Origin of the sequence: Virgibacillus sp. 6R (assembly GCF_001895305.1) — a bacterium.
GTDB classification, from domain to species: domain Bacteria; phylum Bacillota; class Bacilli; order Bacillales; family Amphibacillaceae; genus Virgibacillus; species Virgibacillus pantothenticus.
In genome coordinates, this window is sequence record NZ_CP017762.1 from 763486 (window position 1) to 775472 (window position 11987).

Annotated in this window: 11 protein-coding genes and 1 pseudogene; 6 read left to right on the plus strand and 6 right to left on the minus strand. The window is 35.4% G+C overall.

Annotated features, from left to right (window positions below; all coding sequences use genetic code 11):
- Positions 1–12: 12 nt before the first annotated feature.
- Complete coding sequence (locus BKP57_RS03600) at positions 13–621, minus strand: GTP diphosphokinase (RefSeq protein ID WP_050350318.1); 609 nt, start codon at positions 619–621, stop codon at positions 13–15.
- Positions 622–786: 165 nt separating this feature from the next.
- Between BKP57_RS03600 and BKP57_RS03605 the strand changes: the two genes are divergently transcribed.
- The 4 genes from BKP57_RS03605 (at position 787) to BKP57_RS03620 (ending at position 4157) form a co-directional block, all read left to right on the plus strand.
- Positions 787–1353 (plus strand): CYTH domain-containing protein, encoded by a 567-nt coding sequence (locus BKP57_RS03605; protein ID WP_050350317.1) that lies wholly within the window; start codon positions 787–789, stop codon positions 1351–1353.
- Positions 1354–1473: 120 nt separating this feature from the next.
- Complete coding sequence (locus BKP57_RS03610; protein ID WP_050350316.1) at positions 1474–1857, plus strand: globin domain-containing protein; 384 nt, start codon at positions 1474–1476, stop codon at positions 1855–1857.
- A 17-nt stretch (positions 1858–1874) separates the two neighbouring features.
- Positions 1875–2765 (plus strand): ClpXP adapter SpxH family protein, encoded by an 891-nt coding sequence (locus tag BKP57_RS03615; protein ID WP_050350315.1) that lies wholly within the window; start codon positions 1875–1877, stop codon positions 2763–2765.
- 1212 nt (positions 2766–3977) lie between these two features.
- Entirely contained in the window at positions 3978–4157 is a 180-nt protein-coding gene (locus BKP57_RS03620) for a hypothetical protein (protein WP_050350314.1), read from the plus strand.
- Positions 4158–4427: 270 nt separating this feature from the next.
- On the opposite strand, the gene pepF is transcribed toward BKP57_RS03620, so the two are convergent.
- From pepF to spxA, 4 genes are all read right to left on the minus strand, one after another.
- Positions 4428–6236, minus strand: coding sequence for an oligoendopeptidase F (gene pepF / locus BKP57_RS03625; RefSeq protein ID WP_050350313.1), 1809 nt, complete (start codon positions 6234–6236; stop codon positions 4428–4430).
- Between the two features lie 122 nt (positions 6237–6358).
- Positions 6359–7552: a competence protein CoiA gene (locus tag BKP57_RS03630; protein ID WP_050350312.1), complete on the minus strand. Its 1194-nt coding sequence runs from the start codon at positions 7550–7552 to the stop codon at positions 6359–6361.
- A gap of 522 nt (positions 7553–8074) precedes the next feature.
- Complete coding sequence (mecA, locus tag BKP57_RS03635; RefSeq protein WP_050350311.1) at positions 8075–8761, minus strand: adaptor protein MecA; 687 nt, start codon at positions 8759–8761, stop codon at positions 8075–8077.
- Between the two features lie 530 nt (positions 8762–9291).
- On the minus strand, positions 9292–9687 hold the full coding sequence (spxA, locus tag BKP57_RS03640) for a transcriptional regulator SpxA (RefSeq protein ID WP_050350310.1): 396 nt from the start codon (positions 9685–9687) through the stop codon (positions 9292–9294).
- Between the two features lie 388 nt (positions 9688–10075).
- Between spxA and BKP57_RS03645 the strand changes: the two genes are divergently transcribed.
- Together BKP57_RS03645 and BKP57_RS03650 are read left to right on the plus strand one after the other, a co-directional pair.
- Positions 10076–10408, plus strand: coding sequence for a P-II family nitrogen regulator (locus BKP57_RS03645; RefSeq protein WP_050350309.1), 333 nt, complete (start codon positions 10076–10078; stop codon positions 10406–10408).
- 16 nt (positions 10409–10424) lie between these two features.
- Positions 10425–10799 carry an ammonium transporter gene (locus BKP57_RS03650; protein ID WP_082240858.1) on the plus strand — a complete coding sequence of 125 codons (375 nt, stop codon included), beginning with the start codon at positions 10425–10427 and terminating at the stop codon, positions 10797–10799.
- Between the two features lie 422 nt (positions 10800–11221).
- On the opposite strand, the pseudogene BKP57_RS03655 reads toward BKP57_RS03650, so the two are convergent.
- A pseudogene (locus BKP57_RS03655) lies at positions 11222–11821 on the minus strand (GNAT family N-acetyltransferase); the annotation flags it as partial.
- Positions 11822–11987 lie beyond the last annotated feature (166 nt).

Here is an 11987-nt window from a genome sequence, read left to right on the forward strand (position 1 = left end):
TTAGGGAGGTCTCTACTTTCGATGAAACATTTTTTGAGCTTCTTGAACTTCATGTTTAATCTTTGACATTTCTTCATCCAATTGAAAAGCAGCTTCTGCTGCATTTTGCAACCGCACTTTAATATTAGCTGGTATACTACCCCTATACTTATAATTTAACGAATGCTCATTGGTCGCCCAAAAATTCATGGCCAGTGTTCGAATTTGAATTTCTGCTAACAATTTTTTCATGCCCGTTATTGTCTCTACCGGATACTCAATAATGAGATGGTAGGATCGATAACCACTTTCTTTTTTCTCAGACACATAATCTTTTTCTTCAATAATAGTTAAATCATTTCTAGCGCGAATCATTTCTACAACGGTATAAATGTCATCTACAAATTGACACATAACTCTTACACCTGCAATATCTTGGATTTCAGTTTCTATATCTTCCAATAAGATTTTCCGATTCTCAGCTTTTTCGATAATACTAGGTACTGGTTTTACACGACCAGTTATAAATTCTATCGGTGAATGTTCAGATTCGTATTCGAACTGTTTACGAATTCCTTTTAATTTGATTTTTAATTCTTCAACAACTTGCGCATATGGCGCTAGTATGGACTGCCAGTTCACATTAAACACCGCCTATAGGTTGAATCAAATTATAAGCAAAAAAATAGTTATAAGCCCCTATTATTGTACCATAAATTGTAGCGATAACTAATCTTTGCAAATTTACAACAGATTAGCGATAATCAATGATAGCACAACTGTAGTAAATCCTAGAGGAGGTCGAGTATGACCCAAGAAATAGAAATTGAATTTAAAAATTTATTAACTCCCAGTGAGTACAATAAATTATTAACTGATATCCCATTTCCAATCGAAGCGATAACTCAAACCAATTATTATTTTGAAACAAAGGAGCGCACTTTGCAAGATTTAGGGAGCGCATTACGAATTAGGCAAAAAAATGGACGTTATCAACTAACTTTAAAACAGCCGCATAAGCATGGTCTGCTTGAGACACATGATATGTTAACAGAAACAGAGGCAGAAGCTTGTATCCATGGGGAAATGGTTGAAAAGAAAGCAACTGCTAAACAGCTAAAACAGCTAGGTATAGATATCCATTCTTTACAATGCCTTGGCAGTCTAACTACCGAACGCAGGGAATTGCAGATAGAAGATATTCTTCTCGTTTTAGATTATAGTATGTATAATGGAAAAGCAGACTATGAGCTCGAACTAGAGGCTACATCACAAGAATCGGGCATTGATTATTTCCATAAATTACTACACAAGTTTGGAATTCCTATACGCAACACACCTAATAAAATTGAACGGTTCTTTACCAGTTTGTAGCCTTTTTTAAAAATAGAGGTTCTCAAATACCTCTCTTTATTTAGAGCTTGGATAATCAGATTATTTGCCCAGCAAGCCTTCCGTTGCTACAATATATAGAAACTGGTAAGGGGACTGCACATGAAGAACCAAACAAACTCTATTTTTGAAGCAATTGGTGGGATACCTGCCGTTGAGCGACTGGTTGAAGCGTTCTATGTAAGAGTTGGCAAACATCCTGATTTAATTCCTATATTTCCAGAAGATTTAACAGAAACAATCCATAAACAAAAATTGTTCCTCACTCAATTTTTTGGTGGACCGCCCTTATATGCAGAAGAACGAGGGCATCCAATGTTGCGCAGGAGGCATTTACCTTTTAAAATTACTCCAGCACATAAAGATGCTTGGCTTAATTGTATGGCACATGCACTCATCGAAGCAGAAATCGAAGAACCTTATCGTTCAGCTATATTTGAAAAACTAACCTTAACTGCAAACCACATGATGAACACGCCAGAATAGGAGAAAGGAGAATCGGTGTGAGTTGGGAATATTCCGGAGTAGATCCCTTGTATCAAAACACATCGGAAAAATATAGCTTTTTTGATTTTGTTCAGAAGCCCATTGAAATTTATGTTTTTATTGACCCACTCTGTCCGGAGTGCTGGGCACTTGAGCCGTTTTTAAAGAAACTTTCTACAGAATATGGTCGTTTCTTTACGATTCGTCCGATCATAAGCGGTCATTTAATCACGTTAAATCAAGATAATTTCGATCGTCCCAGAAACATTAGAGATTTTTGGGAAAAAACAGCAAAACGAACAGGAATGTGTTGTGATGGGGATTTGTGGGTGGAAAACCCTGTAACCAGCCCATGGATTGCTTCTTTAGCCATCAAAGCAGCTGAACTACAAGGGAAAAAAGCAGGAAAGATGTTTCTTCGTAAAATCCGTGAAAGTGCGTTCTTATATAAACAAAATATTTCTAAAGAAGCCACACTTTTAGCTTGTGCTGAAGAAGCTCATTTAGACGTTAACGAATTCGCGTCTGATCTATATTCCACATCAGCAAAAAAAGCATTTCAATCTGATGTTAAACTCACGAATGAAATGGAAGTTGATTACATTCCAACGATTGTTTTTTTTAACCAACTAACAGAAGAGCAAGGAATTAAAATTTCAGGCCTTTATCCATATGATATTTACGTGCGCGTACTAAGAGAAATATTGAAAAAGCAGCCCATTCCTTCGGAGAAACCAATGTTGGAAGATTTTCTTTCTTACCACAAAACCGTAAGCACCAAAGAAATAGCAGTTGTTTATGACTGGACATCAACGAAAGCTGAGCGGGAATTGAAAAAACTGCAATTAAAGCAAAAGGTAAAACGTATCCCTATCAAACATGGCAGCTTCTGGGTGTATCAATCATAACGAACAATCCCTATTCTCAATACGTATAACAGTGAGTGAATAAGGTAAATCTTTCTTTCATCCATGGGTTTTCTTCCATACCCACTAGTGATTATTAGTACTGTTAGAGTATGAACTAGTGGTCTCTGAACAGAATTGAGCATTTAACTTGCAGTTGGATCGTTCCCTCTCTCCCATGATAGAAGGGCAAGTCTTACTGCCAGTTACATCGAGGTAAAAACAAACAAACTTGAAATCATCCAAAATAATATGTAGATTTTGCAATAATGATTCATGGAAATATGATTTTATACGGCTAGCTTACTCACTTTCTGTAAATCCATATCATCCAAAAGCCTTTTTTTAGGGCTTTTTTTATTTTTTTACAGAACAAAGGCGCGGGTCGCCCGTTTAGCAACGTAGCGAATGGAACGAATCAACTAAAGATAAAGGAATCATATCACTAAAAACAGGGGTATGCCGACGCCTGAGCGGCAAGCCCGTTTTTAGTCGGCCTTCCCCTTAGCGACGAACCGATGAGGCCTTATCGTAGGGCGCATTTCTAAAGTCGCCTAGTTGGGCGATGGAGCCGGACGTGACTAGTCGGTTATTTCGTTATCCACAAGCACCTCATTTTATAGGTTCCTATACAACACAAAGAAAGAAGGATATGCGGGGCAGCGCATATCCTTCTTTTCTCTTTGTAATAACAAAGGGGGATGGGAGAAAGTTTCATGATCAAACAAAGGGGTTTTGTTTGTATCTAACTTACATTCTTAATATACCAAGTAATTTTATTAGACGCAAGCTTTTTGTGCATCGTTTCACAAAAATGTCACGAATAAAACGCTTACTTGTCAAATTTACTATTTTGGATAGCTAAAACAGGCATTTTAGAACTAAAAAAGACCACAAATAAAGTAAAACTTTTATCAGTGGGGCTAACGACAGCTTATATTCGGGATAAAGTGAACCATCAGTGTCTATACTCCATTGTTGGTAATACCATAAGAGTATGATCTAGAGACTTTGAACAGAATAGGACGTTTGACTTTCCCGTTAGATCCTCTACTATCTCCTAGGATGAAATAACAGGTTTTACTATCAGTTACGTGTGGGATAAATTTCCATCCCTTAACATACGCTAGTAAAAATCATATTATAAGTAAATTTCTTAAGCGTAGACGAATATTGAAAGCAGATTGTTAATAATTTATATATGGAGGTGATCAAATGAAACAGTTCATACAACCGATTCTTTTTTTAATTTTAACTGGAGTTGCTTTTATTTTAAACATTTTAGGTCTGATGCAAGTTATTCCGCTTTATATTACATTGCCCCTATTATTTATTGCTATCTATTTAACTATCTATTCCTTTGTTCATAGACGTACATATCGAGGTATGCGTTAAAAATATTAAGCTTGCAGTCGTAATTGTGAACTCCGGCGAATTCACTATGAACTTCGGCAATTATCCATTATTATCCAATTAAAACAAAAATTAAAATCCCGAGATCAGTTAAGCACTCAGGATTTTGTATATTCTTATTTTTGTCCTCCCCCCATTTTGCAGCACATCAAATACTAAAACGGTTTGTAAAAAATAGCACAGATCATTGTTCTACATTGCCTACTCTTCCATGAACAAAAGCAAGGCGCCAAATTGCACCTTGCTTTCCATTTAGTTAAGCAGTTCTTCCAGTTGCTCTAACTTTTCAGCAAACACATCTAATGCATCTAAAACGGTTTGCTTGCTATTCATATCAACGCCTGCTTTTTTCAATACTTCAATTGGATAATCACTGCTGCCAGCTTTTAGAAAATCAATGTAGCGCTCAACTGCACCTTCATTTTCTGTTAAAATTTGCTGTGCTAAAGCAGTTGCAGCCGAATAGCCAGTTGCATACTGATACACATAATAATTGTAATAGAAGTGAGGAATTCGTGCCCACTCGAGGCCAATTTCTTCATCAGACACGACGTCATCACCGTAGTATTTTTTATTTAAGTCATAATAAATTTCTGTAAGTTTTTCCGCAGTCAAAGCTTCTCCTTGCTGCTGCTTTACATGGATCAAATGTTCAAACTCAGCAAACATAGTTTGGCGGAATACTGTACCTCTAAATCCTTCTAGAAAATGGTTTAACAAATATAGCTTTTGCTTTTCGTCATTGAGATTATTCAATAAATAGTCATTTAACAATGCTTCATTACATGTAGAAGCAACTTCAGCAACAAATATGGAATAGTTTCCATAGCGATACGGTTGGTTATTTCTCGTATAGTAACTGTGTACAGAGTGCCCTAATTCGTGTGCTAATGTAAACATATCATTTACATTGTCCTGCCAATTTAACAGGATATACGGATTAGTTCCATATGCTCCAGAGGAATATGCCCCACTGCGCTTGCCTCTGTTTTCTTCCACATCAATCCACCGATTGTCATATGCTTGTTTCACGATCTCCAAATAGTCCTCACCTAAAGGCGCAAGTCCTTCTAGTACATACTGTTGTGCTTTTTCATAGGTTATCTGCATATTAGCATCTTGAACAAGTGGAGTGTAAATATCGTACATATGCAATTCATCTAACCCTAATACCTTTTTACGCAATTTAATATATCGATGAAGCAAAGGTAAGCGCTCATTGACAGCTTCAACTAAATTGTCGTAAACTTTTTCCGGAATATTATTATCATCAAGAGCAGCTTGTCTAGCAGAATCATAATTTCGGACTTTGGCAATGAAATTGTCCTTTTTAATATTTCCACTTAATGTAGACGCAAAGGTGTTTTTAAACTTACCGTAAGTTTCATACATCGCTTGAAAAGCTGCCTTACGTACTGAACGATCTTGTGATTCCATAAATCGGATATATCTACCATGTGTAACATCCACTTCTTCTCCATTTTCATCTTTAATGGACGGAAAAGTTAGATCGGCATTATTCAACATACCGAATGTCTGTGAGGTAGCTCCTAAAGGCTCTGAAGCTTCCGCCAGGATCGCTTCTTCCCGCTTATTTAAAATATGTGGTCTTTGGCGGGTAATTTCATCCAATGTCTTTTTATAATTTTGCAACCCTTTTTCTTCTTGTAAAAACTGTTTTAATGTTGATTCGTCAATCTCCAAAATCTCTGGAACGATATAACTCATTTTACTGGACGCAACTGTAAGTACGTTTTCAGCTTGTGCATTTAGCCGCTGATAAAAAGAGTTTGCTGTATCCTGATCATAGCGCATATGCGAATATGTAAACAGCTTGCCCAACCGCTCTGATAATTGATCCTGAAGCTTTAACACATCATATAAGTTTTTCGCAGAAGCACCTAGTTTGCCTTGAAAAGTCTCAATTTCAGGGATAGCTTTTTGCAAATCTGCCAATTCTTTTTCCCATGCTTCATCTGTTTCAAAAATATCCTCTAATCTCCATGTTAATTCAACTGGGATTTCCTCTCTTTTAGGTAACTCTTTACTTGCTTTTGCCACTTAAATACCTCCTTATTGTTCTTTACTAGGATACCTCTTTCAGCACCCTCTATAAAGAAATTCGCTTTCCTATTACTTTTTCCTGTTCATTTTTAAAATCATTTGTTATTTAGTATAGCTTATTATCTACGAAACATGCCTTTATTTTGCTTTTTCAATTTACGGAGAAGTCGTTTATCTGCAGCAACGGCCTCATCGATTGTTGTCGGAAAATAGATTGCCGATTGTTTTACAAACGTTGTTATGGATTGTTGCCTAAATATACAAAGCTGGTGAAGAATTGACATATATTCTTGTAATGGGTTGTACGTATCGGAAATTAAAGGAAAGTCTTCATTTGATCTGCTATTTTGATGTATGATTGGCGCCTGTGATTCGATATTGATAGCTCCTCCAATTTTACACCATACTAATTGTTCAATCACCCATCGACTTTGCCATTTCCAAAGTGGGCTTTGCATGATAATTTGCGATCGAAGCGGCAAATAAATGATTGAAGGAAGTGTATGGAGATATAAATTTTTACTATAAAGCCACCTATGCCATCGAAGCTCCTGATTGGAAAGTCTATTTCGTGGCTTTGTTCGGAAGACTAACTTTTCTTTATCCCATAATGTATATAATTTTTCTCTAGTAAATAGTGTATCCTGAAACAATTCTAAAAACGAGACTTGAGGGAGAGTGTGAGCTGTTAGGATTCCGAGTGCCGATTGTTTCGTTACCATATATAAATCTTGAACAATAATGATTTGTTTTGTGGATGGGCAAAGGAAGAAAATGCGAGGAGATATATCTAAGGAAAATTGATGAATAAAAAATTGAATAAATGTATTTACCCGCAGTTTATTCGTACTGCTTCGTTGCAAATGCTTTGCTCCCAAAACCCAAAGCGGTGTAATACCGATGGAACGGTATCCTTCTGTTCGGGCTTTTAAAACTTCTGGAGAAATAGTTGCACATTGATATTCGATAGCTATTCGCTTTTTTCCAATGTTAAGAAGAAGATCTGGTCGTTGCTTAATTTCTTTTACATACGGTTCTAATTGAACCGCTAAATTCTGTTCCCTCAGCCACTTAAAAAGCAACATCTTTCCTTGTTCATGATATACGCCTTCCCCCCCTTCAAAAGAGCGACATTCTTTTATTGAACGATGGGCAAAATGAGGAATGACCTTTTTACCAGCACGTATATATACGGCCCCTTTACAAACAGGACAAAGAAAATCTTGCTCGCTTTTCTTAATGTCTACTATTTCTTGAAATGATTTCGTAAACAAAGTTACTTTGTTCCCATACCGATCTATAGCTTGCAGCATGAAAACCCTCCCTTATACCGACAATTTTATTAGGCTGAAAACATGATCCTCCTGTTGGTTAAATCTCGTCCATACGATATTTACGCAATGATAAACTTAGTATAAGCTTCATATTTTCTTTTCTCAATCGAAGCAATAGTTTGTATGTAGCGGACATTTCATCAAGGTATACGGTTCACTTTGAACTAGGATAAGTCTAAAATTGCAAATATGAGTTAGAAACCATGCTAGATCACAACAGCGCATTTCTTTATCCTAGCAAACTGAACAATCCGTATTTTATAGTTTTCAGCTCATGTAGACGCTGTGCTAAGGTAGCTTATCTTATTCTACTGTTTGAAAGCGAAATCATATTGATGAAAAGACAAATAGAGATAATTTATTGAGGTATACAAAAGTTGAAAATCCTAAATAGAAAAGCATTGAAATATGAGAGAAGTCAAAACTGAAAGGAATTGGAATATATTAAATGTACCCTAGGGATATGGAGGAATTAAATATATAGGCACCCATCCTGAGTGCCTATATATTTGCTGGGAAATGTGATCTAACTTCTGAAAACGTGTTACGATCAAAGATTATTTTTCCATATTCGGATAATACATGAATGGTAATATCTGTATCGTTACCAAACTCAAAAACTTTGCTAATCATATTCTCTTGTTCTTCTTCTTCTAAATCCTCTTCTGAGAATTCCATATATAAATAATAGATATCGTTGTAATGGTACAATGTTTCTATTGTTCCAACATCGTCATTAGTAAAGTAGTGGCTTAACTGTATAACATCTTCAAAGTCTTTGAAGCTAACAATAATCCAAAGATTTTCGTCACTATCTGGCTCACTAACTTCTTCATCATCTTCTTTGCCAAACCTGTCTTCCAACATATTTTCAATTTTCTTGTCCACAGGAAAATCTACCGTATTTCCATCATCTGTTTGTAATTCGATACTGTCACCATTTTTAGAAATTTGTGCCTTTGTTACAATTATTTCCAGACCCTTCTCTAGAGCTTGAACTTGAATCCATAAAGGTCCATCGACATTGAAATCCTCTTTATAATTCACTTCATCCATCATTTGCCAGAATAACTGTTCACTTCGTTCTCGATTGTACCAAATTTCTTCACGCTCAAAACCGCGATCTTCAATATCCATATATGAAATGTAAAACTTAACTGTATTTTCATTTATTCTTTCAATTTCCATTTTTTTCTCCCCCTTCTTTTTTAGGTAGGTGGAAGGTACGTCTTACCACATACAACTTATAGCACAATACCCTTATTTGTTTATTCTTAACCTTATTGTATTCAGCATAAAAGTTTCACATTCTCTCCTCTTTTCAACCAAGGAAACCTTTAAAAAAGAAAACTATACACTTAATCATATTGTATGATAAGAAGAGACGATTTGGAAACATATATGCCTATTTAATTAGTATCATATTTTAACCTATATTTAAAGATTTGTCACGTTCTTTTTGTTACGAATTTGGCAATAAGAAATAGCCTACTTTTTTTACCTGCTTGTGGTATTTTAATACGTTCGCCTCCTTACTATTAGGCTTATAATTCACATTTAGGCAAATGAGTATATATGTTTCCATGTAAAAAAACACAGAACCAAACGTAAGGTCTGTGTTTTTTACTAATCCCTCAAAGTTGCCGTCCACTTATACTTGCTTTAATATGCTACCACAGTCATTTTCCCTAAATAAACCTACCCTTTCATGCACAAGGTTAGTTAACCATTCTCTGCGCTTCACGTAATTGAAATGTACGTACTGTTCTTGGAAGGAAACGACGGATTTCGTCTTCGTTATAACCTACTTGGAGACGCTTTTCATCTAAAATAATTGGTCTTCTCAAGAGGCCTGGGTTTTGCTGAATTAAATTAAAGAGGTCTTTCATCGGTAATTGATCAATATTTACATCTAATTTTTGAAAAACTTTTGACCGAGTTGAAATAATTTCATCCGTACCATTTTCAGTCATACGCAAAATTTCCTTTATTTCATCCAATGTTAACGGTTCGGAAAATATATTACGTTCCGTAAACGGTATATTATGTTCTTCCAACCATGCTTTAGCTTTTCTACACGATGTACAACTTGGTGAGGTATAAAGTGTAACCATCAAAAACTTCACTCCTCATTCTAAATAGTTTATTCCTTTATAAACTTTGAATGTTTTATCAAATTAAAATAAGTTTAAATTACCTTATATGTAGATTATACTACAAATGTCAAGCGAAAGGTAGAGGATATTTGAGAAAAATTTAGGTTTTGCACTTATTCATGAAATTATTTTTTATCAATTACTTGTAAATTACCCATAATTATTTTTATTTAAACCTGCTATATGAAAAAATTACACATTTTCTCTATTTTATTGAAGATTTGGCGCTAAATTTTTGGATAAATTTAAAAAATATCCTTGATTTTATTTTATTACCCATTATGATATTTTAAATAAATTTATATGTTAGGTTTCCTAACGCGAGAGGAGAGTTGGATTTGAAAAAATTAAAGCCATTATTCGACCAGAAAAATTTCAGCTTTTACGCAAAGCACTTTCTCAGGCAGGAGTTGGTGGCTTGACCATTACCGAAGCTGCAGGGACCGGAAAGCAAAAAGGGCAGGAAGGATCGTTCCGTGGAAATTATTTCCACATGGAGCTTTTACCTAAAATTAAAGTTGAAACAGTAGTAACAGAACAACAAGTCGATGACATTATTGAAGTCATTCTCACCCATTATCATACAGGTAACGTTGGGGACGGAAAAATATCTGTATCCCAGGTGGAAGAAGCAATTCGAATTCGAACTGGGAAAAAAGGAAAAGAATTTGTGCAATAATTAACTAGTTGAAGGAATCCATTTATTAGATGCAAAACTAAGAATTGATGATCCGGTTGGAGCAATTGCAGTTCACAGACTATGCGGTATTTGGGGGACATTGGCAGTCGGTCTTTTTTCAACTTCTTCCGGTTTATTCAATGGAAATGGTTTAATACAACTTGGCATTCAAAGTGTTGGTGTTATGGCAGTTGTCTTTTGGACTACGGCTTGTTTAGGCACTCTTCTATGGGTCATCAAGCAAGTAACTTCATTGCGGGTTTCAAAAGAAGAAGAAATAGCCAGGCTGGATTTTATCGAACACGGTTCAAATGCTTATGCACTTAAAGAGGTTTTTGTTTCCAGTGACGAGGCATCTATAGCTCTGAACTCGGGCTGGCTGCTAAACTGAATCATTTGTCTAAAACAGAAGAAGTTGGCTAAGGTTCCCTTCTCTTAAATATTTTTCATAGAAGATTTACATTGCACGCATCCCGCCAATGTTCCATGCGTCCACCAAATGCTTGTAAATTGTAGAAAAGAGACTGGGACATAAGCAAATACTAAATAGCAAAAACCGAACAATCCATTTATAATTGTTCGGCTTATTTGCATTAAAAAAAATTTCTATCACCGCTATGTCAAAATACTTCGCTTTCCGCAGGTCTCCTCAGCTTCCTCGGAAAGCAAAGGACATTTCCTGCGAGATCTTCAGCTCGAGCTATTCCCGCATATTTTGACTACGCTAAAAACTTGTGTTTACACAAGGACTGATTTATTGTTCATTTTTTAATCAGCTGTTTTAGTTTTGTTCCAGCCTATTTTCTATTCTATTTACTTATCAACTTGCAAATCATCAAAAATATTATTCATTTCTCGATTCTCATCATATGCTAAAACTTCATCTACATGCTGGTAAGACTGACCATAAACTTCTTTATCCTTATACGTATGGATATCCTCATACATTTGCTTTATCTGTTCATATATAAAATCCTCTGATTCATTATTTGGCGACCAATATAGTATTTCCATTTGTGTATCTTTATCGGTAGCAAGTGAACGTCTGCTGTATCCAATGGATTGTGCGTGTGTAAAACCTTCTCTCCTATAAAAATGCAAACGTTTTGCTGTATCCGTATCTTCATAATCCACTGGCTCTACCTCTAAGATAATCGGTTTACTTTTTTCTTTTAATTTCTTAATTAAAGAATGCCCAATTCCTTTCCCTCTTGCTTTAGCTGACACCCATAAATAATCAATAAAAATGAACGTATCAAATTCCGCATACATCAATACATGCAAATCACTTTCATCCTTATAGTAGACGTCAGCTTTTTCTTCCAATAGTCTCTCCATATGTTCCTTTGACTTCATCTCTTCTACTGGAAAATACTTATTTAACTTCACGTACCAATTCATTGATCTACTCCCTTGTTTTTCGTAGTCCTTATAAGTATAACGAAAAAAAGAATATTTGTTAAATTGCCACTACACTTATTTTAGATTTCACATATGGATGGGGTTTCATGCAAAAAGAAATAGAAAATGGAAAAGCTTTACTTTTTCAAGAAAAAAGCAAGCTTTTCCATCATCTTTA